The sequence below is a fragment of the Pseudomonas sp. PS02303 genome, from assembly GCF_029959925.1.
Lineage (GTDB): Bacteria > Pseudomonadota > Gammaproteobacteria > Pseudomonadales > Pseudomonadaceae > Aquipseudomonas > Aquipseudomonas mandelii.
Window position 1 is genome coordinate 1 of record NZ_JASCOM010000029.1, and the last position, 22,262, is coordinate 22,262.

Here is a 22,262-nt window from a genome sequence, read left to right on the forward strand (position 1 = left end):
GCTCGCGATGCAGGCGCCGCGGTATGTCTGACACATCGCGGTGATGCAATCGCGAGCAGGCTCACTCCTACAAAAGCTGTGCTTCAGCAGGGACTCTGTGTCGATTGATGTTGTGATTTATTGCGTGATTACCACCAAATCAGAGCGAGATTGGATGTGAGCAAGAGAGCCTATAACTTCTGTGCCGGTCCTGCGGCACTTCCCGAAGCTGTCCTGCAGCGCGCCCAGGGTGAACTCCTTGATTGGCACGGCAAGGGCCTGTCGGTCATGGAGATGAGCCATCGCAGTGATGAGTTCGTGTCCATCGCCACCAAGGCCGAGCAGGATCTGCGTGATCTGCTGAATATCCCCTCGAACTATAAAGTGCTGTTTCTGCAAGGTGGCGCCAGCCAGCAATTTGCTCAGATTCCTCTGAACCTGTTGCCGGAAAGCGGCACCGCCGACTATATCGACACCGGTATCTGGTCGCAGAAAGCCATCGAAGAAGCCTCGCGCTACGGTCGCGTCAACGTTGCCGCTACTGCCAAGCCTTATGACTATTTCGCCATTCCCGGTCAGAACGAGTGGAGCCTGTCGAAAGACGCGGCCTACGTTCACTACGCACCGAACGAAACCATTGGCGGCCTGGAATTCAGTTGGGTCCCGGAAACTGGCGACGTTCCGCTGGTGGCCGACATGTCTTCGGACATTCTCTCGCGCCCAATCGATGTTTCGCGCTTCGGCATGATCTACGCCGGCGCGCAGAAAAACATCGGCCCGAGCGGCATTGTCGTGAACATCATTCGCGAAGACCTGTTGGGTCATGCCCGTTCCCTGTGCCCGACCATGCTCAACTACAAGGTCGCGGCCGATAACGGCTCGATGTACAACACCCCGCCTACCCTGGCCTGGTATCTGTCCGGTCTGGTGTTCGAGTGGCTGAAAGAGCAGGGTGGTGTTGAAGCTATCGGCAAGCTCAACGAAGTGAAGCAGCGCACGCTGTACGACTTCATTGACGCCAGCGGCTTGTACAGCAACCCGATCAACAAGTCGGATCGCTCGTGGATGAATGTTCCGTTCCGCCTGGCTGACGACCGTCTCGACAAGCCATTCCTGGCCGGTGCCGACGAACGTGGTCTGTTGAACCTCAAGGGTCACCGTTCTGTGGGCGGCATGCGTGCCTCCATCTATAACGCCGTCGACATCGTTGCGGTCAACGCACTGATTTCGTACATGGCAGAGTTCGAGAAGGAACACGGCTAATGTCTGAGCAAGAACTCAAGGCACTGCGCGTTCGCATTGATGCCCTGGACGCCAAAGTCCTGGAGCTGATCAGTGAGCGTGCACGCTGCGCCCAGGAAGTTGCGCGAGTAAAGATGGCCTCGCTGGCCGAAGGCGAAGTGCCGGTGTTCTATCGTCCTGAGCGTGAGGCTCAGGTGCTCAAGCGGGTGATGGAGCGCAATCAGGGGCCGCTGGGCAACGAAGAGATGGCGCGTTTGTTCCGCGAAATCATGTCGTCGTGCCTGGCCCTCGAACAGCCGCTGAAAGTGGCGTACCTAGGCCCTGAGGGCACCTTCACTCAAGCCGCCGCCATGAAGCATTTCGGCCACGCGGTGATCAGCAAGCCGATGGCGGCGATCGACGAAGTGTTCCGCGAAGTGGCGGCCGGTGCGGTGAATTTTGGCGTGGTCCCGGTGGAAAACTCCACCGAAGGCGCGGTCAACCACACCCTCGACAGCTTCCTCGAACACGACATGGTCATCTGTGGCGAAGTCGAGCTGCGGATTCACCATCACCTGTTGGTGGGTGAAAACACCAAGACCGACAGCATCAGCCGCATCTACTCCCACGCCCAGTCCCTGGCCCAGTGCCGCAAGTGGCTGGACGCGCACTACCCGAATGTCGAGCGCGTGGCGGTGTCGAGTAATGCCGAAGCAGCCAAGCGGGTCAAGGGTGAGTGGAACTCGGCGGCGATTGCCGGCGACATGGCCGCCAGCTTGTATGGGCTGACCCGCCTGGCCGAGAAAATCGAGGATCGCCCGGACAACTCCACGCGCTTCCTGATGATCGGCAGCCAGGAAGTACCGCCGACCGGCGACGACAAGACGTCGATCATCGTCTCCATGAGCAACAAGCCCGGCGCGCTTCATGAGTTGCTGGTGCCGTTCCACGATAACGGTATCGACCTGACGCGAATCGAGACCCGTCCGTCGCGCAGCGGTAAATGGACCTACGTGTTCTTCATCGACTTCGTCGGCCACCACCGTGATCCGTTGATCAAAGGTGTACTGGAAAAGATCAGTCAGGAAGCAGTAGCACTCAAAGTGCTGGGTTCTTACCCGAAAGCAGTTCTCTAAGGGGTAGCAAATGAGTGGCAACTTCCTCGCTCTGGCGCAGCCGGGCGTGCAACAACTTTCGCCTTACGTTCCGGGCAAACCCGTGGACGAACTGGCGCGTGAGCTGAACATCGATCCAGCCAGAATCATCAAGCTGGCCAGCAATGAAAACCCGTTGGGCGCCAGTCCAAAGGCGCTGGCAGCCATTCGCGACGAACTGGCCGAGCTGACCCGCTATCCGGACGGCAACGGTTTTGCGCTCAAGACCCTGCTGGCCGAGCAGTGCCGCGTCGAGCTGAATCAGGTGACGCTGGGCAACGGTTCCAACGACATTCTGGAGCTGGTGGCGCGTGCGTACCTGGCGCCCGGCCTGAACGCGGTGTTCAGTGAGCATGCGTTTGCTGTTTACCCGATCGCCACGCAAGCCGTCGGCGCGACGGCCAAAGTGGTCCCGGCCAAAGACTGGGGCCATGACCTGCCGGCCATGCTGGCTGCGATCGATGCCGATACTCGTGTGGTATTCATCGCCAACCCGAACAACCCGACCGGGACCTGGTTCGGTGCCGAGGCGCTGGACGAGTTCCTGCAGGACGTGCCGGAGCATGTGCTGGTGGTGCTGGACGAGGCGTACATCGAATACGCCGAGGGCAGCGACTTGCCGGATGGCCTGGACTTCCTGGCGGCGTACCCGAATCTGCTGGTTTCGCGCACGTTCTCCAAGGCTTATGGCCTGGCGGCACTGCGGGTCGGTTATGGCTTGTCCACTGCGGTGGTTGCCGATGTGCTGAATCGCGTGCGTCAGCCGTTCAACGTTAACAGCCTGGCCCTGGCCGCTGCGTGCGCTGCATTGCAAGATGCCGATTACCTGGCTGAAAGCCGTCGCCTGAACGAAGCCGGCATGCAGCAGCTGGAAACGGGGTTTCGTGAGCTGGGGCTGAGCTGGATTCCTTCCAAGGGCAACTTCATCTGCGTCGATATGGGGCAGGTGGCTGCGCCGATCTTCCAGGGGTTGCTGCGCGAAGGCGTGATCGTGCGTCCGGTGGCCAACTACGGCATGCCGAACCACCTGCGCATCACCATCGGTTTGCCCGCGGAAAACAGCCGCTTCCTTGAGGCGCTGACCAAGGTTCTGGCTCGTGGTTGATGTCACTGCACTGCAACCTGCTGGCCCTATGATCGGTCGCCTGGTGGTGGTCGGCCTGGGGTTGATCGGCGGTTCGTTTGCCAAGGGGTTGCGCGAAAGTGGCCTGTGTCGCGAAGTGGTCGGGGTCGATCTCGACCCGCAGTCGCGCAAGCTCGCGGTTGAGTTGGGCGTAGTGGATCGCTGCGAAGAAGACCTGGCGATTGCTTGTCAGGGCGCGGATGTGATCCAGCTCGCCGTGCCGATCCTTGCCATGGAAAAAATGCTTGGCCGCTTGGCCGGCATGGACCTGGGGCAGGCGATTCTGACCGACGTTGGCAGCGCCAAGGGTAATGTGGTGCGTGCCGCGACCGAAGCGTTTGGCGGTATGCCGTCGCGTTTTGTGCCGGGTCATCCGATTGCCGGTTCCGAGCAGAGCGGGGTGGAAGCCTCCAATGCCGAGCTGTTCCGTCGCCATAAAGTGATTTTGACACCGCTGGATCAGACCGATCCGGCCGCGTTGGCAGTGGTCGACCGTTTGTGGCGTGAATTGGGCGCCGATGTCGAGCACATGCAGGTCGAGCGTCACGACGAAGTGTTGGCGGCAACCAGCCATTTGCCACACTTGCTGGCGTTCGGTCTGGTCGATTCACTGGCCAAGCGCAATGAAAACCTTGAGATCTTCCGTTACGCTGCGGGCGGTTTTCGCGATTTCACAAGAATCGCGGGGAGCGACCCGGTCATGTGGCACGACATCTTCCTCGCCAACCGCGAAGCTGTCCTGCGCACACTTGATACATTTCGCAGCGACCTCGACGCCTTGCGCGACGCGGTCGATGCAGGGGATGGGCACCAATTGTTGGGCGTATTCACTCGCGCCCGGGTTGCCCGCGAACATTTCAGTAAAATCCTGGCCCGCCGGGCTTATGTGGACGCTATGAACTCCAACGACCTGATTTTCCTGGCTCAACCTGGTGGCCGCCTGACTGGGCGGATTCGTGTACCGGGCGATAAATCGATTTCCCACCGTTCGATCATGCTCGGCTCCCTGGCCGAAGGCGTCACCGAAGTCGAAGGCTTCCTCGAGGGCGAAGACGCCCTGGCGACCTTGCAAGCCTTCCGCGACATGGGCGTCGTGATCGAAGGTCCGCACCACGGTCGCGTGACCATTCACGGCGTCGGCCTGCATGGCTTGAAGCCTGCGCCGGGCCCGATCTATCTGGGCAACTCCGGCACCTCGATGCGTCTGCTGTCGGGCCTGCTGGCTGCGCAGGACTTCGATAGCACCCTGACCGGTGACGCCTCGCTGTCCAAGCGCCCGATGAATCGCGTGGCCTATCCGCTGCGTGAAATGGGTGCCGTGATCGAGACCGCCGCTGAAGGTCGTCCACCGATGACCATTCGTGGCGGCAACAAGCTCAAGGGTCTGACTTACACCATGCCGATGGCCAGCGCCCAGGTGAAATCCTGCCTGCTGCTGGCCGGCCTGTACGCCGAAGGCAAGACCACCGTCACCGAGCCGGCTCCGACCCGCGACCACACCGAGCGCATGCTGCGCGGCTTTGGCTATCCGGTCACTGTTAACGGTGCGACCGCTTCGGTTGAGTCCGGCCACAAGCTGACCGCGACCCACATTGAAGTGCCGGGCGACATCTCGTCTTCCGCGTTCTTCCTGGTGGCGGCATCGATCGCCGAAGGTTCGGAGCTGGTGCTCGAGCACGTCGGCATCAACCCGACCCGTACCGGCGTGATCGACATCCTGCGTCTGATGGGCGCTGATATCACTCTGGAAAACCAGCGTGAAGTCGGCGGTGAGCCGGTGGCGGATCTGCGCGTACGGGCAGCTAAACTCAAGGGTATCGAGATTCCCGAAGCACTGGTTCCACTGGCCATCGACGAATTTCCGGTGCTGTTCGTGGCCGCGGCCTGTGCCGAAGGGCGCACCGTGTTGCGTGGCGCCGAAGAGCTGCGAGTCAAGGAGTCGGACCGTATCCAGGTCATGGCGGATGGCTTGCTGGCGCTGGGCGTCAAATGCGAACCGACCCCGGACGGCATCATCATCGACGGCGGCCTGATAGGCGGCGGCGAAGTGCACGGTCACGGCGATCACCGGATTGCCATGGCGTTCAGCGTTGCTTCGCTGCGCGCCACCGCACCGATTCGCATCCATGACTGTGCCAACGTCGCAACCTCGTTCCCGAACTTCCTTGCGCTTTGTGCGCAGGTCGGCATTCGTGTTGCACAAGAGGCTCAGTCGTGAAAATCATCGCACCGGTCATCACCATCGATGGGCCAAGCGGCTCTGGCAAAGGCACGGTCGCCGGGATACTGGCCAAGCGTCTGGGCTGGAATTTGCTGGATTCCGGTGCGCTTTACCGTCTGTTGGCGTTCGCTGCGCATAACCACGGCGTTGACCTGACGAATGAAGAACTGCTGAAAAAGCTTGCCGCTCATCTGGATGTGCAGTTCATTGCGGCGACCGAAGGTCAACTGCAGCGCATCATTCTGGAGGGTGACGAAGTCAGCGATGTCATCCGTACGGAAAGCGTCGGCTCGGGTGCGTCCCAGGTGGCTGCATTGCCCGCGGTACGCGAGGCGCTGCTTCAGCGTCAGCGGGCGTTTCAGGAATCGCCGGGGTTGGTCGCCGATGGGCGCGACATGGGCACGGTGGTTTTTCCGGACGCGCCGCTGAAGATATTCCTCACTGCCAGTGCCGAGGAGCGTGCGCGCCGTCGATACTTGCAGTTGAAGGGCAAAGTCGATGGTGTTAGTCTGTCGAGTCTGCTAGATGAGATCCGTGCACGCGATGAGCGTGACACCCAGCGAGCGGTAGCCCCGCTCAAGCCGGCGGCTGACGCCATACAGCTGGATTCCACGGAGTTATCCATCGATCAGGTGCTGGAACGCATCATGAGCGAGATCGCCATTCGCGATATCGCCGGGTGACCAAGAAGCTCTGCAGGGGACCAGTCATAGTCTTGCAGTGCTTCTTTAAATGAACATAACCCACGTCGTCTGGGATGTGGAGATGGGCGTATCCTTCGCCCTTATTCAACAGGAATTAAAATGAGCGAAAGCTTTGCGGAACTCTTTGAAGAAAGCCTAAAAACCCTGAACCTTCAGGCAGGCTCCATCATCACCGGTGTTATCGTTGATATCGATTACCAAGCTCGCTGGGTAACCGTTCACGCTGGCCTGAAGTCTGAAGCACTCATCCCGCTTGAGCAGTTCTACAACGATGCTGGTGAACTGACTATCAACGTCGGTGACGAAGTTCACGTTGCTCTGGACTCGGTTGAAGACGGCTTTGGTGAAACCAAGCTGTCCCGTGAAAAAGCCAAGCGCGCTGAATGCTGGATTGTTCTGGAAGCAGCCTTCGCAGCCGAAGAAGTGGTCAAGGGCGTTATCAACGGTAAGGTTAAAGGCGGCTTCACTGTCGACGTTAACGGCATCCGTGCGTTCCTGCCAGGTTCTCTGGTTGACGTCCGTCCTGTGCGCGACACCACGCACCTGGAAGGCAAAGAGCTGGAATTCAAGGTCATCAAGCTTGACCAGAAACGCAACAACGTTGTCGTTTCCCGTCGTAGCGTCCTCGAAGCCGAGAACTCCGCTGAGCGTGAAGCTCTGCTGGAATCCCTGCAGGAAGGCCAACAAGTCAAAGGTATCGTCAAGAACCTCACCGATTACGGCGCATTCGTCGATCTGGGTGGCGTCGATGGCCTGCTGCACATTACCGACATGGCTTGGAAACGTATCAAGCATCCTTCCGAAATCGTCAACGTTGGCGACGAGATTGATGTCAAGGTTCTGAAGTACGATCGCGAACGCAATCGTGTTTCCCTGGGCCTCAAGCAACTGGGCGAAGATCCATGGGTTGCTATCAAAGCCCGTTACCCAGAAAGCACTCGCGTTACCGCTCGTGTAACCAACCTGACCGACTACGGCTGCTTCGCTGAGCTGGAAGAAGGCGTTGAAGGCCTGGTACACGTTTCCGAAATGGACTGGACCAACAAGAACATCCACCCTTCGAAAGTCGTACAAGTCGGCGACGAAGTGGAAGTTATGGTTCTGGACATCGACGAAGAGCGTCGTCGTATCTCCCTCGGCATCAAGCAGTGCAAATCTAACCCATGGGAAGATTTCTCTGGCCAGTTCAACAAGGGCGATAAAATCTCCGGCACCATCAAGTCGATCACCGATTTCGGTATCTTCATTGGTCTGGACGGCGGCATCGACGGTCTGGTTCACCTGTCCGACATCTCCTGGAACGAAGTGGGCGAAGAAGCCGTTCGCCGCTTCAAGAAGGGCGACGAGCTGGACACCGTTATCCTGTCGGTTGACCCAGAGCGCGAGCGCATCTCCCTGGGTATCAAGCAACTGGAAAGCGATCCGTTCTCCGAGTACGTTCAAGAGAACGACAAAGGCGCCATCGTTAAAGGCATCGTGAAAGAAGTTGACGCTAAAGGCGCCATCATCACTCTGGCCGACGATATCGAAGCGACTCTGAAAGCCTCCGAAATCAGCCGTGACCGCGTTGAAGACGCGCGCAACGTTCTGAAAGAAGGCCAGGAAGTAGAAGCCAAGATCATCAGCGTTGACCGCAAGAGCCGTGTAATCCAGCTCTCCATCAAGTCGAAAGACGATGCTGAAGAGAAAGAAGCCATCCAAAGCTTGAAAGACAAGCCTTCGGATAGCATCGCTGCTGGTCCTACCACTCTGGGCGACCTGTTGCGTGCACAAATGGAAAAACAGAACTGAGTTCTGTCAGACCATAGAAAAAGGGCGACTTCGGTCGCCCTTTTTTGTGTCTGGGATTTGGGTTTGTCGGGTGGTTCGTGCGCGGGGTGGCTGTTCTTGAAACCAATGATCCTTCTGTGTTGTCTCTTTCTTTAATCGGATCAATCGCTTATTTGCAGCTAGTCTTTAGCTAAAGAACGATAGCCGGGCAGGGCGTCTGCCATAAGGAAGTGAATGAACAAGCTCATTGTCGCAATGGCAGTCTTGATGCTGGCGGGTTGCGGTACGAATGCCAAGACTCATGCCGTGCGTGGAGTCAGTGGCGTAGAGATAGATTGTTCGGGATTGGGTTCTGGATGGGAGAAGTGCCGTAAGCGCGCGGACAAAGAGTGTAAGGCGGCGGGCTATAAGGTTGTAGCCAGGTCCGATGATGCCAAGGATGAGGATGAATACCCTTTCGGCTTCAATCCCGCGGGGTATCTGACGCGCACCATGCTGGTTATTTGTCGCTGAGCTAGATCGCGTCGTAGTTCCTCGTAATTGGGCGGTCATTGCTGGTGAAAATATGTGAAAACCCGGGCTGTTCAAATTCCTCCGGGCATGCTAAAACCTTTGAAGCGCTTTTCCTAGCTGCTTGAAAAAGAAGGGAAAAATATGACGAAGTCGGAGTTGATCGAACGAATTGTCACCCATCAAGGGCTGCTCTCATCCAAGGATGTGGAGCTGGCTATCAAGACTATGCTTGAACAAATGTCGCAGTGTCTGGCCACCGGTGATCGCATCGAGATCCGTGGCTTTGGCAGCTTCTCTCTGCACTACCGCGCTCCGCGTGTAGGTCGCAATCCGAAAACCGGTCAGTCCGTCAGCCTCGACGGCAAGTTCGTTCCGCATTTTAAGCCAGGCAAAGAACTGCGCGATCGCGTGAATGAGGACGAGGAGGAGGGGTTTTGACAGTTGCTGCACTTCAAGGAACCGCTGATGCGTAACCTCAAGCGCGTACTTCTCGCTGTATTTGTCCTGTTGCTCGTTCTTGCGATCCTAGCGTTCGTTCTTGAGAATCAGCAAGGTGTGTCACTGCTGTTCCTGGGTTGGGCGGGGCCACAGATGCCGGTGTCGCTGATCATGGTGATTGCGCTGTTGGTCGGCATGGTGATCGTGCCGATTCTCGGTTGGTTTCTGGGGCGTACGTCCAGAGCCTCACGCAAGCGCCTTGTCTGATCGGGGAAAACCCGTCATGCGCGTCGAATTTGTGTCACAGCTTGTCCATATCCATTAGTAAAACCTTTATTAAGCTGTAAAATGCTACGCTTGGCCGATTGGGGCATTCCCGCATCGGTTCAGACTGATTCTGTCAGAAGCCATAGCTGACTTGATGGCTTTTGCATTCATGGATTTGACAGTGCGCGGTTGGCGGCCCTGTCAGCAACTTAAGGGTATGGTTTCGCGTGAAAATTCTAGTAACCGGCGGCGCCGGATTTATCGGCTCGGCAGTCATTCGTCATATCATTTCCAACACTACTGACTCTGTCGTTAACGTCGATAAACTGACTTATGCTGGTAACCTTGAGTCGCTGGCTGAAGTCAGCCAGAACTCGCGTTACGTGTTCGAACGTGTCGACATCTGCGACCGTGATCAAGTGGACCGAGTTCTGCGTGAACACCAGCCGGATGCCATTATGCACCTGGCCGCAGAGTCCCACGTTGACCGCTCGATCTCCGGTCCGTCTGAATTTATCCAGACCAACATCATCGGCACTTACACTTTGCTGGAAGCTGCACGCCATTATTGGGCGGCGCTGGATGATGCGCGTAAAGCCAACTTCCGCTTCCACCATATTTCCACCGACGAAGTCTACGGAGACCTCGAAGGTCCGGAAGACCTCTTTACCGAAACCACGCCTTATCAGCCAAGCTCGCCGTACTCGGCCAGCAAGGCCAGTTCCGATCACTTGGTTCGCGCCTGGAGCCGTACCTACGGCTTGCCGACCCTGGTCACCAACTGCTCGAACAACTATGGTCCTTGCCACTTCCCTGAGAAGTTGATCCCGCTGATCATTCTCAACGCACTGGAAGGCAAGCCGCTGCCGGTTTACGGCAAAGGCGACCAGGTCCGTGATTGGCTCTACGTCGAAGACCACGCCCGCGCACTTTACAAAGTCGTGACTGAAGGTGTGATTGGCGAGACTTACAACATCGGCGGCCATAACGAGAAGGAGAACATCGAAGTGGTGCATACCCTGTGCGCACTGCTCGACGAACTGCGTCCGGACTCCGCTCATCGCCCACATGCCAGCCTGATCACCTACGTTCAGGACCGCCCGGGCCACGATCAGCGCTACGCGATCGACGCCAGCAAAATCCAGCGCGAACTGGGTTGGACGCCGGAAGAAACTTTTGAAACCGGCATCCGCAAGACCGTCGAGTGGTACCTCAACAACACTGAGTGGGTGGCTCACGTGAAGAGCGGCAGCTACCAGCAATGGATCGACCAGAACTACACGGATCGTTCGGACAAAGCATGAAAATTCTCCTGTTGGGAAAAAATGGCCAGGTGGGTTGGGAGCTACAACGCTCCCTTGCACCACTTGGTGAATTGATCGCACTGGATCGTCACCCGGTTGATGGTTTGAGTGGCGACCTGTCCGATCTCGATGCATTGCGCGCGATGATCCGTCAGGTCAAGCCCGATGTCATCGTCAACGCTGCGGCTTACACCGCGGTCGATAAAGCTGAATCCGAGACTGAACTGGCTGACCGTGTGAACGGTCAGGCGAGTCGGGTCATGGCTGAAGAGGCTGCATCCCTGGATGCCTGGCTGATTCACTATTCGACCGACTACGTGTTCAGCGGTGAAGGCCTGACACCATGGCAAGAGACAGACGCTGTCGCCCCGGTGAATCACTACGGCGCAAGCAAACTGGCCGGCGAGCAAGCGATTGCTGCCTCGGGCTGCAAGCACCTGATCTTTCGCACGAGTTGGGTCTATGGCGCTCGCGGCAATAATTTTGCCAAGACCATGCTGCGTCTGGCCAAGGATCGCGAAACCCTGAGCGTCATCGCCGACCAGATCGGCGCCCCGACCGGCGCAGATTTGATTGCCGACGTGACGGCGCTGGCCATTCAGCAAGTCTTGCAGCGTCCTGAGCTGGCGGGCCTGTATCACCTGGCGGCCAGCGGCGAAGTGTCCTGGCACGGCTATGCCAGCCATGTGATCGGTTTTGCCAAGGCCAACGGTGAAGAGCTCGCCGTTACGGTGATCAATCCGATAGACACAACCGCTTACCCAACACCGGCGCGCCGCCCTCTGAATTCCCGGTTGAACACTCAGAAGCTGCGCGACAACTTTTCTCTACACTTGCCGGATTGGCAAAGTGGTGTCACCCGAATGCTGATGGAAGTCCTGAATAAATGACCACGACAAATCGTAAAGGCATCATCCTCGCTGGTGGCTCGGGCACTCGCCTGCACCCGTTGACCCTCGGCGTGTCCAAGCAGATGCTTCCGATCTACGACAAGCCGATGATCTTCTATCCGCTGTCGGTGCTGATGCTCGCCGGTATGCGCGAAATTCTGATTATCTCGACTCCCGAAGACCTTCCATGTTTTCAAAAACTGCTGGGTGACGGCAGTCTGTACGGCATCAAACTGACCTACGCCGAGCAACCTAGCCCGGACGGCCTGGCACAAGCCTTCATCATCGGTGAAGAATTCATCGGCAAAGATCCTTGCTGCCTGATCCTGGGCGACAACATCTTCTACGGTCAGCACTTCTCGGAGAACCTGCGTTCCGCCAGCACTCAAGAGCACGGCGCGACTGTATTCGGCTATCACGTGTCGGACCCTGAGCGTTTTGGTGTGGTCGAGTTCGACGCTGCCGGCCGTGCCTTGAGCATCGAAGAGAAGCCGCTGAAGCCAAAATCCAGCTACGCGGTGACTGGCCTGTATTTCTACGACAACCAGGTCGTCGAGATCGCCAAGAACATCAAACCATCCGAACGCGGCGAGCTGGAAATTACCGACGTTAACCGCGCCTATCTCGAGCAGAAGACCCTCAGCGTCGAAATGCTCGGCCGTGGCTTCGCCTGGCTGGATACCGGTACCCATGATTCGCTGTTGGAAGCCAGTCACTTCGTGCACACCATTGAGCAGCGCCAAGGCCTGAAGGTGGCGTGCCTCGAAGAGATCGCTTATCACAATGGCTGGATCACTGCCGAACAGCTGGGTACTCAGGCCGATGCCCTGAAGAAGACAGGCTACGGTCAGTACCTGCAGAAGCTGCTGGACTCGCCCTCCCACTGATTCGAAGGCTCAATCCTTCGAACAGTAGCGTTCAACCGGTCCAGGCAGGAATGGCATGCCAGTAAAACATCCCAAGGTTGCGGTTTTGCTGGCTGCCTACAATGGCATGCAGTGGATCGAGGAGCAGTTGGCCTCGATCCTCGACCAGTCAGCTGTCGACGTAACCGTTTATATCAGTATCGATCCTTCTACGGATGGAACTGAAGTCTGGTGTGCTGAGTTCGCTAATTGCCATCAAGGCATTGTTCTGTTGCCGGCAGCCGGTAGTTTTGGTGGCGCCTCGCGCAACTTCTTCAGGCTTATCCGCGATGTCGACTTTGACGGGTACGACCTCATCGCGTTCTCCGATCAGGATGACGTTTGGCATACTGACAAGCTCAAGCGGGCGAGTGAGGTGATTTGCGCGCGAGAGGTGGATGGCTATTCGAGCAATGTCACAGCGTTCTGGCAGAATGGCAAGACCCACTTGTTGGACAAGGCGCAGCCACAGGTAAACTGGGATTATCTTTTCGAAGCAGCGGGGCCCGGCTGCACCTATGTTCTGAACAAAAAACTGGCAATGCAACTCAAGACCTCGGTGCTTGCCCATTGGCAAGCACTTCAGGGTGTCAGTCTACATGACTGGTACTTCTATGCATTCGCTCGCAGCCATGGTTTCAAGTGGTTTACCGATCCGGTACCGGTTATGCAATATCGTCAGCATGAAAGTAACCAGGTAGGCGCGAATATCGGGATTGGTTCGCTATTCATGCGCTACAAAACCATTCATGACGGTTGGTGGTTTTCGCAGGTACAACTCATCACGGCGCTTGTAGGCAAGGAAACCGATCCTTTTGTTCGGCGCTGGTTTCGGCTTGGGCGTATGCAATTGATGCTGCTTTCGTTCAGTGCCTGGAAGTGTCGGCGGCGGTTGCGGGACAAGCTGTTTTTCTTTCTGATTTGCTGGGCGACCGCAATGATCGGAAAAAAAACCAAATGAAAGGACCGAAAGTTCTAGTGACTGGTGCGTCCGGCTTTGTCGGCGAAGCCGTGGTTTTGAGGCTGTTGCTGGACAGGAAGCTCACGCCAGTGGCTGCGGTTCGCGGCTCTTCACGCCTTGGCGGACTTTGCCAAGTCGTGCCATTCAGTCTGGGAAATAACACAAGGCTGCCAGTACTGGACGATGTTCAGGTAGTCATTCACTGTGCCGCGCGGGTGCATGTGATGAATGAGTCTGCGACTGACGCCTTGATGGAGTTTCGTAAGATCAACGTGGATGGCACAGTTAGTCTCGCTCGCAAGGCTGCTGAATCAGGTGTGAAGCGCTTCATTTACATCAGCTCGATCAAGGTGAACGGCGAGAGTACCGTTCCGGGCAACCCCTTCAAATTCGATGATCCTCCGGCACCGATCGATCCTTATGGTATCTCCAAGCTGGAAGCAGAGGACGCACTGCGTCAAATCAGCCTTGTTACCGGCATGGAAGTGGTGATTATTCGTCCGCCACTGGTTTATGGTCCGGGAGTAAAGGCTAACTTTTTAAGTATGATGAGTTGGCTGAATAAAAGAGTTCCGCTGCCATTAGGTGCCATAAATAATCGAAGAAGTTTTGTTGCGGTAGATAACCTTGTGGATCTGGTTATCAAGTGTGTCGATCACCCTGAAGCGGCGAATAATACGTTCCTGGTAAGTGATGGTGAAGACCTGTCAACAACGCAGCTATTGCAATGCATTGGCAGGGCATTCGGAAAGCCGGCGCTGTTGATTCCAGTCCCCGTCTGGATGTTGAAGGGTGTTTTGTCGGTGCTCGGAAAAAAGGTGATAGCCCAACGCTTATTCGATTCTCTTGAGGTCGATATCGTCAGAACTCAAACCCTCTTGAGTTGGTCTCCTCCCGTCGTGATGACCAGAGCATTACGTCAGACGGCTGATCACTATCTGGATACTCTAAAAAAATGAATTTCTGTTGGCTGCTCAGTGCAGTATTCATCGTGTCGCTATTTTTGACTTATGTCTTACGGCGTTATGCGTTGGCAAATAGCCTGATCGATATTCCAAATCTACGTAGCTCCCACACTCTGCCTACTCCGCGAGGCGGCGGAGTGGCGATAGTCGTTTCATTTCTGCTCGCATTACCTGTGTTGTATTACCTCGACTTAATAGACCTGTCGGTGTTTGCAGGGCTATTGGGGGCGGGAGCGTTGGTTGCCGCTTTAGGTTTTGCTGATGATCATGGTCACATCGCTGCGCGATGGCGTCTGTTAGGGCATTTCGTTGCCGCGGGTTGGGCATTGTTCTGGTTGGGTGGTGGGCCGCAGATCTCTTTTTTTGGTGTGCTGCTCAACTTAAACTGGTTCGCAACCATTCTGTTCGCAGTCTTTCTGGTCTGGATGCTCAATCTCTACAACTTTATGGATGGTATCGACGGACTGGCCAGTGTTGAGGCCATTTCTGTTTGCTTGTCAGGGTGTCTGGTCTATTGGCTGAGTGGACATCAGGAACTGAGCTGGGTGGTTTGGGTGCTGGCAAGCTCTGTTGCGGGTTTTCTCTGCTGGAACTTTCCCCCTGCGCGAATTTTCATGGGAGATGCCGGCAGCGGTTTTCTCGGGCTGACGGTGGGCTTGCTGGCCATTATTGCCGCCACTAAAGTACCCGAGTTGCTTTGGTGCTGGCTGATACTCTTGGGGGTGTTCATTGTCGATGCCACCTGGACGCTGATGCGACGCCTACTGCGTGGCGAAAAAATTTATGAAGCCCATCGCAGCCACGCTTATCAATATGCATCTCGACAATACGGAAATCATAAAACGGTTGTTTATGCTGTCCTGGCAATAAATCTGTTATGGCTCGCGCCGCTGGCGGTTGCTGTCGGAACCGGTTTGATTCCAGGTGTTGCCGCGCTGATCATTGCATACACTCCGCTGCTCCTGATCGCATACAAATACCAAGCCGGAATGTTGGAGCCGGCAAAGTAATGTCTGCTTTTTTGCAGGTCGATTTTTCTAGGACTTTTCTTACGACCTTTTCAGAATTCTCACATATTTCGCCCATTGAAAGTCCGTATCCTAACGGAACAGATCTCCCTGGTGAGGAGGGCTTATGAGTTGGAGTCATGAGCGGGGGGCGCTTGTCCAATGTAGGCTTACCCTGTGGATAAGGTTCTGGTATTTCGGGCTACAGTGATAGGGTGTCCCGCTCAGTTGTGCAGGGAAGAGGGATAACGGTCGAGTGTCAAGCCTGGTCGTTTCTCTGGATCACGGATCAATAGAAGGCTGCTGACTGTCTGTAGGCCTTTCGATTGTTGGCTGATGACCTTGTTGGGTGTCTATCTCGAAGGAATAGTTTGATGCGCATATTCAGAGGGTTTGCACGGGATCGAAGGGTATTGTTGAGTTTGATAGCCAATGACCTTCGTGCAAGATATCTGACAAATTATCTTGGTATTTTGTGGGTTTTTATTCAGCCTGTAGCAACTACTGTTATTTTGTGGTTCGTATTTCAGTTTGGATTCAAGGCGGCCGCTCAAAACGATTTTCCGTTTGTCTTGTGGTTGGTTTGTGGCCTGGTGCCATGGTTCTTTATCGTCGAGGCATTGAACTCAGGATGCTCGTCGGTGAAAGAAAACAGTTTTCTGGTAAAGAAGATAGTGTTTAGGGTTTCATTGCTGCCGTTGGTGAAGCTGGGTTCGGCGTTGATGGTTCACATTTTTTTTGTTTGCATACTGATTCTTTTGTTTTTGGTTTATGGCTATACGCCAACGATCTACTGGCTTCAAGTCATCTATTATATTGTCTGTTTGTTTGCTTTGTTGTTGGCGATAGCCTGGATCACCAGTTCGGTTGTTATCTTCTTTCCTGACCTGAGTCAGTTGGTTTCCATGGCGGTACAGTTTGGTTTCTGGTTGACTCCCGTTTTCTGGGATATTAACGCCATGCAGAGCAAGGCTGTAAAATATCTTCAATTTAATCCGTTTTCTTATATTGTTGAGGGATTCAGGGATTCACTCATTCGGGGTGTCTGGTTTTGGGATCGTCTGGAGCAAACGATTGTATTCTGGATTGTTCTGACTGTTCTCATGCTGGTGGGTTTGCGAACGTTCAAAAAATTAAGACCTCACTTTGCGGATGTTTTGTGATGACTGAAGTATTCGAGGACGCCATTGTTGCCAGCAATATCTGTAAGCTTTATCGACTGTACAACAAGCCTGTTGATAGATTGATTGAGGCATTGTCTTTATTCGGGAAGCGTCGGCATCATGATTTTCATGCTCTCTCGGATGTCTCCTTCACGGTCAAGAAAGGGCAGACCGTTGGTATATTAGGAAAGAATGGAGCTGGCAAGAGTACGTTACTCAAGATTTTGACCGGCGTTCTCACGCCGACAAGCGGTGACGTTAAAGTATCTGGCCGGGTAGCCTCGTTATTGGAGTTGGGGGCCGGCTTCAATCCCGATTATACCGGGATGGAGAACATCTACTTTCAAGGCACCTTGATGGGCTACAGTCACGCGGAAATGCAACTGCGTGTTTCGGCAATCACGGAATTTGCAGATATTGGCGAATTTATCAATCAGCCTGTTCGAATGTACAGTAGTGGCATGTTTGCACGGCTGGCCTTTTCTGTCGCAATTAATGTTGATCCCGATGTGCTTATTGTTGACGAAGCGCTGAGTGTAGGGGATGCAGGGTTCCAGCTTAAGTGTATGCTTAGAATGAGGTATATGCAGGAGCGCGGTACGACTATACTTTTTGTTTCTCATGATACTCAGTCAGTTATTCGGTTTTGCCAAGCAGTTATTGTAATGCAGGCCGGGCGTATCATTGATTACAGTGCCGACGTTTTGGCGGCAACCAAGAATTATGAAAAAAATATCCGTAATGCGGGTCCATCGCCAATGGGGCTCGCTGAGGAATTGCATGTTGATGTTTCTTACGAGAAAGAGTTGGGTGATATTTCAGAAGTGAGATTTGGCTCCGGAGAAGCAAAAATCAACGCGGTTGATTTTCTTGATGCCGCGGGAGTTCCAACGAATCATTTCGAACCTATGGATGAAGTTATAATGAATTGCTATATCCAGTCTCGGGCTGAGTTTAGCAATGTTGTGATTGGTTATTCGTTACGAAACGCTAAAGGTGTCGACGTGGCGGGTGATAATACTCTTTTGGCTGGCGGTGAAATAAGCTTCGAGGAAGGGGCGTATAAGGTTAGCTTTTCCTATTCGCTGAATGTCGCGCCCGGTGAGTACTTTCTGTATATCGGTATGGCCAGTCTCGATGGTGAGCGTGTTGAGCTGGATCAGCGTTGGCCCTTGAGAAAAATGAGTGTGTCTGGTGGTCGTCAGGCTGTAGGCGTGGCTTATTGTCCGTCAACCGTAAACGTTGTGAAGGTTACTTAAAACTATGCTGAAGATTGGTAACGCGCACATTGCCGAAACGGTAAAGTTTTATGTTGATGATACAGCAACTTGTATTATCGCCGACGATGTGCAGATTCGCGACAATGTCGTTATTGAGTGCGGGGCAGGCGGTTTTTTGAGTATCTCATCCGGAACCGTGGTTAACTACGGGGCGTGGATCAACGGAAGTGGAAAGGTAACTATCGGCGCGAATGTGTTGATCGCTCCTAACGTTTCCATAACTTCTTCTACTCATCGTTATGATCGCAAAATATCTATCAAGGATCAGGGCCTGAAGTTGGCCGAGGTGATTATTGAAGATGATGCCTGGATTGGTGCAAATGCCTCAGTCCTGGCGGGAGCGGTAGTGGGTAAGGGAGTAGTAGTCGCAGCGAACTCGGTTGTAAAATTTAATATTGAACCGCAAAGCATTGCCGCGGGCAGTCCTGCCGTGCGGGTGGCGCAGCGAAAATTCAAGAAGGTTGTGTTCTACACGCTGCCCCTGGTTTTAAGAGGGCGGCCGACGTTGTTCAGCAGTATTGTCGATGTGTATTTGCCGTTGGCGAACAAATTTGCCAGTGAAGGATGGGAGTGCATATTTGTCGGTTCTGACGAACTGAAAAACGAGTACGGGGTATTTGCTCATCAATGGGTAAGTCCAGCGACATTTTCGTGTGTTTACCCCAATGGGCCTGACGTTGATTGGCTGAGCGACTGGACAGCAATACTCAAGAAGGAGGCGGTCCCTTATCACGACGATTTTGTTCGCCGCATGGTGAGTGAGCTAGATCCAGATCTCGTTTTTTGTTGGAATTACGACGGTTCGCTGGACAGGATTTGTTCATCTCATACGATCCCTCTGATTTTTAATGAGCTGGGCATGTTGCGAAAACCTAATGCCATGGGTTACTACTCGGATCCGCAGGGCGTGAATGCTCGAAGTACCTTCAGGACGGAATTTGCTGCCTATCTGGAGAGGGTGCAGACCTACGACAATAGTGGATGTGTTGACCGGTTAAAGGCACTGGAGGACCGTTATAAGTACCAGGGTGGCGTCAGGGAGCCCAATGCTCTGGTTCTGCTGCAGGTTCAGGATGACTCCAATGTAATCATGGGGTCTCCCTATTCGAGCATGGCTGAGTATGTTCAGCATGTATCGGATGTTATCTCGGGATCAGGCTTAAAAATCATCGTCAAACCACATCCGTTGGACTCTATCCCACCGCTGCCGGAACATGTCTTCGTCGCCGGCAAAGAGGATAATATTTCTGATTTGATCGCCGCTGCGGATGTTGTCTTTACCCTCAACTCCTCTGCTGGTTTTGAGGCAGCTCTGGCCGGCAAGCCTGTTTACGTCCTGGGACTGGCTCCCTATTCAGGGTTGGGGTTGACTATCGATGTTCGGGAGCCCGCAGATTTGATGTCTGATTGGCAGGCTCACCAAACGGATAGTGTGTGTTCTTCAGCGCTCAGAGCTTCCATTCTGGACTTTGCCGAGACGCAATACTTTCTTTCTGCTGCTCAGTTCTGCGAGCCGTCAGCTCATCTTACTCGACTGGGGCATGCCAGTGAGCCGGGTTTTGAAAGAAGCCGCTTCGATCCTGATTTGGAAAGTTATCGCCAACAATCTTATATTTCATGGCTTGAATCAAAGAATAAAGAAATTAATGCCGATCTGGCATTGTTGAATGAAGAGCTCTTTCAGGTGAAGGGCCAGCTTTTTGAAGTCGAGGCGCAACTTAATGCCTTGCAGGCGACTGGTTCCAAGTTTGGGAATTCAGAAGAAAAAAATTCGTTTTTAAAGGGTGAAGTATTCAGTATGGGGCATTCCATAATGTCATTTGTAAAGCGCTGCCTCGCGGGGCTGCGTCGACTTGTGTCGAGTCCGAAGGCGGTTCTTCGGCCGCTTTATCAGAAGTTTCCTTTTTTGGCGAGTATTCGTGTTCGGATAGGTCTTTACTCGAAATCATTACGTGCGAAGCTTCTTTCCGTTATATATTCAAAAGATAATATCAAGGCGATACAGGTCATTACGGATCGTCGTTTTTCTCACGTCTTGGCAGCGCCGACAGTCTCTGCTCAACCTGTCGTTGATGTTTCAATCGTTACCTATAATAGCGTCAAGTGGGTCGATGGCTTTTTTGAGTCCCTGAAATCTCAAAGCTATCCCCTTGGAAAATTGAACCTCTATTTTATCGATAATGGCTCTAGCGATAGTACAGTCGAAGCACTGGAGTGCTGGAAAGTAACGCTGGGTGCGGAGTTGGCCGGCTTTGAGGTTTTACGGGGAGATAACGTAGGCTTTGGTGCGGGCCATGATAGGGCGATCGGGCAAGGCGATGCAGAGTATTTTCTGGTCAGTAATATTGATATTACTTTCGCGGATAACTCCATTGAGAGGATAATTTCCAGCGCTTTGTCAGAAGGTCAGGAAAATGTCGCATCCTGGGAGTTGAGGCAGGCCCCATATGAGCATCCGAAGTATTATGATCCGGTGACGCTGGAAACCAATTGGTCTTCACATGCGTGTATTTTAATCAGGCGGTCTGCCTACGTTAAGGTCGGCGGGTATGAAAGCCAGATATTCATGTATGGAGAAGATGTCGAGCTTTCTTATCGGTTTAGATCCTATGGCTATCGTCTGAAATATTGTCCTTCAGCAGTCGTTTACCATTACACCTATGAGCATGAGAATCATGTGAAGCCGATTCAGTATGCCGGCAGTACTTTGGCCAATGCTTATATTAGATTGCGTTATGGTAGGCTGACCGACAAGTGGGGCGGTATCGTTCTACAGTTGTTACTGTTTATGCGGCCACAAGCATACCCTGGTTCTCGCCGGGATCTGATGCGTAATATTGCTCAGCTCACAAAGAAAGCGTCTTATTTTCTCGGTGGCAAAGGTCCGGATAAGGATGCTTATTTTCCTTTCAGGGGCTTTGATTATGAAATGATCAGGGACGGCGCTTTCTGGCGCGTGGGTGAACCCTTCGTTGAGCAGCCTTTGGTCACCATCGTGACTCGTACCTATCAGAAGAGGGATGAGTTTCTGAGGCAATCCATCATGTCGGTGTTCAACCAAACGTACCGTAATATTGAGTTAATTGTGGTCGAGGACGGTGGCTCGACGATGAAAGCCCTTGTTTCTGAGATGCAGTGCACGGAAGGGCGAAGTGTCAGCTTCTACGGTCTGGAAAAAGTAGGGCGTTCGGTGACAGGCAACTATGGTCTTGAGGTCGCCAAAGGCAAATACTGTATGTTTCTCGACGACGATGATTTGCTTTTTTCGGATCACGTCGAGGTTCTTGTTGCTGCGTTGTTGAAGAATGACACGGCCGTTGCGGCTTATTCGCTGGCAATGGAGGTCGGTACAGTCACTGGCGGTACGAATGGGCGTTATACGGAAGTCAGTCATGAGACACACGACTCCTTCAAGCATGAATACGATTACGATGTGCTGCTTGATCATAACTTCATCCCCATTCAGTCCCTTCTTTTCAAGAGAGACCTATATCTGAAGCGGGGTGGTTTCGAGACCGATATGAGTAGTCTTGAGGATTGGAATCTTTGGTTGCGTTATGGGTATGAAAATGAGTTCTGTTATGTGCCCAAAACCACATCGTTGTTCAGAACCCCTGCGGATCCAAAAGTAAGGCTGAGCAGGCATAAACAACTGCATGAAGCCTACTTTGTTGCCAAGAACCGAGCGGTGAAGTCTTGTGAGGGTTATATCTAACCTGTATCGACTTAATGCACCGCACGTAAAAATGAGCTGCCTTTTCAGGCAGCTTTTTTTTTGAGGGTAAATCAAAGCAGATGGCCGATCCCTCGACCCCGCAAATGTCCAATTCAACGGAGCTGAAGTGTAAAAATTCTTTCTACGGAACGGTGGTAGAGGGGCGCATCGCTCTGACCAAGCTACGAGGCAAACGCAATGTCTTCCCGTGGATCTTCCACGTATCGAGGTCCTTCACGAACCGCTCGGTCACGAGCTGACCTGCGGTTGCTGTAAACACAGTATTGACGAGGAGCTCAGCGGGCAACCTCAAGATCGTCCGCATCACCTCATCCATCCGTGTCTATAGGAGAGCCTCCGATTAATTTGTAGAACTATGGTAAGATCCTGTATCGAAAATTAAATGATGGCTTTATGATGGCGTTTTGCGTTCCGTCTTGTGATGCATTACGTTAATCCCTCTCTGAGTCAAGGCATCTGACCAGCGTACAAGGAGTTTCGTTTGACTAGTTTTAACTCCCTTTTTCCCTTTTTCCCGTTGGCGACCGCGTACAACACCTTCACCTTCTCCGGCAAATGGAAGCTCTGCATGCTGCTGTATTGATGTGTGCTTGCGATGATGGGCGTTCAGATGAAATCCGTCAGATTGAAGTGGATGGAGGGTTTTTGATGGCTTTTCGGG

Annotated in this window: 18 protein-coding genes; all 18 read left to right on the forward strand. The window is 53.8% G+C overall.

The window, feature by feature from the left end; all coding sequences use genetic code 11:
• Window positions 1-156: 156 nt before the first annotated feature.
• The 18 genes from serC to QMX98_RS10350 all read left to right on the forward strand — a co-directional run bounded on the left by serC (window position 157) and on the right by QMX98_RS10350 (window position 21,580).
• A complete protein-coding gene (gene serC, locus QMX98_RS10265) occupies window positions 157-1,242 on the forward strand; it encodes a 3-phosphoserine/phosphohydroxythreonine transaminase (RefSeq protein WP_010461687.1) in 1,086 nt (361 codons plus the stop codon).
• The gene (pheA, locus tag QMX98_RS10270; protein ID WP_010461684.1) at window positions 1,242-2,336 is read left to right on the forward strand and encodes a prephenate dehydratase; all 1,095 of its coding nucleotides are present in this window, start codon (window positions 1,242-1,244) and stop codon (window positions 2,334-2,336) included. Before serC ends, pheA begins: the two co-directional genes overlap by 1 nt.
• Before the next feature lie 10 nt (window positions 2,337-2,346).
• Window positions 2,347-3,459 carry a histidinol-phosphate transaminase gene (gene hisC / locus QMX98_RS10275; RefSeq protein WP_010461683.1) on the forward strand — a complete coding sequence of 371 codons (1,113 nt, stop codon included), beginning with the start codon at window positions 2,347-2,349 and terminating at the stop codon, window positions 3,457-3,459.
• Window positions 3,460-3,487: 28 nt separating this feature from the next.
• Window positions 3,488-5,695 carry a bifunctional prephenate dehydrogenase/3-phosphoshikimate 1-carboxyvinyltransferase gene (locus QMX98_RS10280; RefSeq protein ID WP_282410732.1) on the forward strand — a complete coding sequence of 736 codons (2,208 nt, stop codon included), beginning with the start codon at window positions 3,488-3,490 and terminating at the stop codon, window positions 5,693-5,695.
• A complete protein-coding gene (cmk, locus tag QMX98_RS10285; protein WP_010461679.1) occupies window positions 5,692-6,381 on the forward strand; it encodes a (d)CMP kinase in 690 nt (229 codons plus the stop codon). Before QMX98_RS10280 ends, cmk begins: the two co-directional genes overlap by 4 nt.
• A gap of 120 nt (window positions 6,382-6,501) precedes the next feature.
• Entirely contained in the window at window positions 6,502-8,193 is a 1,692-nt protein-coding gene (gene rpsA, locus QMX98_RS10290) for a 30S ribosomal protein S1 (RefSeq protein WP_008148721.1), read from the forward strand.
• Window positions 8,194-8,406: 213 nt separating this feature from the next.
• Entirely contained in the window at window positions 8,407-8,685 is a 279-nt protein-coding gene (locus QMX98_RS10295; protein ID WP_077747954.1) for a hypothetical protein, read from the forward strand.
• A 141-nt stretch (window positions 8,686-8,826) separates the two neighbouring features.
• A complete protein-coding gene (ihfB, locus tag QMX98_RS10300) occupies window positions 8,827-9,123 on the forward strand; it encodes an integration host factor subunit beta (protein ID WP_002554561.1) in 297 nt (98 codons plus the stop codon).
• A gap of 27 nt (window positions 9,124-9,150) precedes the next feature.
• Complete coding sequence (locus QMX98_RS10305; protein WP_282410713.1) at window positions 9,151-9,390, forward strand: LapA family protein; 240 nt, start codon at window positions 9,151-9,153, stop codon at window positions 9,388-9,390.
• A gap of 227 nt (window positions 9,391-9,617) precedes the next feature.
• Complete coding sequence (rfbB, locus tag QMX98_RS10310) at window positions 9,618-10,694, forward strand: dTDP-glucose 4,6-dehydratase (protein WP_282410714.1); 1,077 nt, start codon at window positions 9,618-9,620, stop codon at window positions 10,692-10,694.
• The gene (gene rfbD, locus QMX98_RS10315) at window positions 10,691-11,584 is read left to right on the forward strand and encodes a dTDP-4-dehydrorhamnose reductase (protein WP_282410715.1); all 894 of its coding nucleotides are present in this window, start codon (window positions 10,691-10,693) and stop codon (window positions 11,582-11,584) included. The genes rfbB and rfbD overlap by 4 nt, the downstream gene beginning before the upstream one ends.
• Window positions 11,581-12,471 carry a glucose-1-phosphate thymidylyltransferase RfbA gene (gene rfbA, locus QMX98_RS10320; RefSeq protein ID WP_282410716.1) on the forward strand — a complete coding sequence of 297 codons (891 nt, stop codon included), beginning with the start codon at window positions 11,581-11,583 and terminating at the stop codon, window positions 12,469-12,471. Before rfbD ends, rfbA begins: the two co-directional genes overlap by 4 nt.
• Before the next feature lie 55 nt (window positions 12,472-12,526).
• Window positions 12,527-13,450 carry a glycosyltransferase gene (locus QMX98_RS10325; RefSeq protein WP_282410717.1) on the forward strand — a complete coding sequence of 308 codons (924 nt, stop codon included), beginning with the start codon at window positions 12,527-12,529 and terminating at the stop codon, window positions 13,448-13,450.
• Window positions 13,447-14,409 (forward strand): SDR family oxidoreductase, encoded by a 963-nt coding sequence (locus tag QMX98_RS10330; protein ID WP_282410733.1) that lies wholly within the window; start codon window positions 13,447-13,449, stop codon window positions 14,407-14,409. The genes QMX98_RS10325 and QMX98_RS10330 overlap by 4 nt, the downstream gene beginning before the upstream one ends.
• The gene (locus QMX98_RS10335; protein WP_123357739.1) at window positions 14,406-15,425 is read left to right on the forward strand and encodes a glycosyltransferase family 4 protein; all 1,020 of its coding nucleotides are present in this window, start codon (window positions 14,406-14,408) and stop codon (window positions 15,423-15,425) included. The genes QMX98_RS10330 and QMX98_RS10335 overlap by 4 nt, the downstream gene beginning before the upstream one ends.
• Window positions 15,426-15,796: 371 nt before the next feature.
• The gene (locus tag QMX98_RS10340; protein ID WP_282410718.1) at window positions 15,797-16,585 is read left to right on the forward strand and encodes an ABC transporter permease; all 789 of its coding nucleotides are present in this window, start codon (window positions 15,797-15,799) and stop codon (window positions 16,583-16,585) included.
• The gene (locus QMX98_RS10345) at window positions 16,585-17,844 is read left to right on the forward strand and encodes an ABC transporter ATP-binding protein (protein WP_282410719.1); all 1,260 of its coding nucleotides are present in this window, start codon (window positions 16,585-16,587) and stop codon (window positions 17,842-17,844) included. The genes QMX98_RS10340 and QMX98_RS10345 overlap by 1 nt, the downstream gene beginning before the upstream one ends.
• Before the next feature lie 4 nt (window positions 17,845-17,848).
• The gene (locus QMX98_RS10350; protein ID WP_282410720.1) at window positions 17,849-21,580 is read left to right on the forward strand and encodes a glycosyltransferase; all 3,732 of its coding nucleotides are present in this window, start codon (window positions 17,849-17,851) and stop codon (window positions 21,578-21,580) included.
• The last annotated feature ends 682 nt before the right edge of the window (window positions 21,581-22,262 follow it).

Excerpts from the sequence above, each read along its gene's own strand:
- pheA (WP_010461684.1), top strand. The coding sequence starts at position 1,242 with ATGTCTGAGCAAGAACTCAAGGCACTGCGCGTTCGCATTGATGCCCTG.
- hisC (WP_010461683.1), top strand. The coding sequence starts at position 2,347 with ATGAGTGGCAACTTCCTCGCTCTGGCGCAGCCGGGCGTGCAACAACTT.
- QMX98_RS10280 (WP_282410732.1), top strand. The coding sequence starts at position 3,488 with ATGATCGGTCGCCTGGTGGTGGTCGGCCTGGGGTTGATCGGCGGTTCG.
- rpsA (WP_008148721.1), top strand. The coding sequence starts at position 6,502 with ATGAGCGAAAGCTTTGCGGAACTCTTTGAAGAAAGCCTAAAAACCCTG.
- QMX98_RS10295 (WP_077747954.1), top strand. The coding sequence starts at position 8,407 with ATGAACAAGCTCATTGTCGCAATGGCAGTCTTGATGCTGGCGGGTTGC.
- ihfB (WP_002554561.1), top strand. The coding sequence starts at position 8,827 with ATGACGAAGTCGGAGTTGATCGAACGAATTGTCACCCATCAAGGGCTG.
- QMX98_RS10305 (WP_282410713.1), top strand. The coding sequence starts at position 9,151 with ATGCGTAACCTCAAGCGCGTACTTCTCGCTGTATTTGTCCTGTTGCTC.
- rfbD (WP_282410715.1), top strand. The coding sequence starts at position 10,691 with ATGAAAATTCTCCTGTTGGGAAAAAATGGCCAGGTGGGTTGGGAGCTA.
- rfbA (WP_282410716.1), top strand. The coding sequence starts at position 11,581 with ATGACCACGACAAATCGTAAAGGCATCATCCTCGCTGGTGGCTCGGGC.
- QMX98_RS10325 (WP_282410717.1), top strand. The coding sequence starts at position 12,527 with ATGCCAGTAAAACATCCCAAGGTTGCGGTTTTGCTGGCTGCCTACAAT.
- QMX98_RS10330 (WP_282410733.1), top strand. The coding sequence starts at position 13,447 with ATGAAAGGACCGAAAGTTCTAGTGACTGGTGCGTCCGGCTTTGTCGGC.
- QMX98_RS10335 (WP_123357739.1), top strand. The coding sequence starts at position 14,406 with ATGAATTTCTGTTGGCTGCTCAGTGCAGTATTCATCGTGTCGCTATTT.
- QMX98_RS10340 (WP_282410718.1), top strand. The coding sequence starts at position 15,797 with ATGCGCATATTCAGAGGGTTTGCACGGGATCGAAGGGTATTGTTGAGT.
- QMX98_RS10345 (WP_282410719.1), top strand. The coding sequence starts at position 16,585 with ATGACTGAAGTATTCGAGGACGCCATTGTTGCCAGCAATATCTGTAAG.
- QMX98_RS10350 (WP_282410720.1), top strand. The coding sequence starts at position 17,849 with ATGCTGAAGATTGGTAACGCGCACATTGCCGAAACGGTAAAGTTTTAT.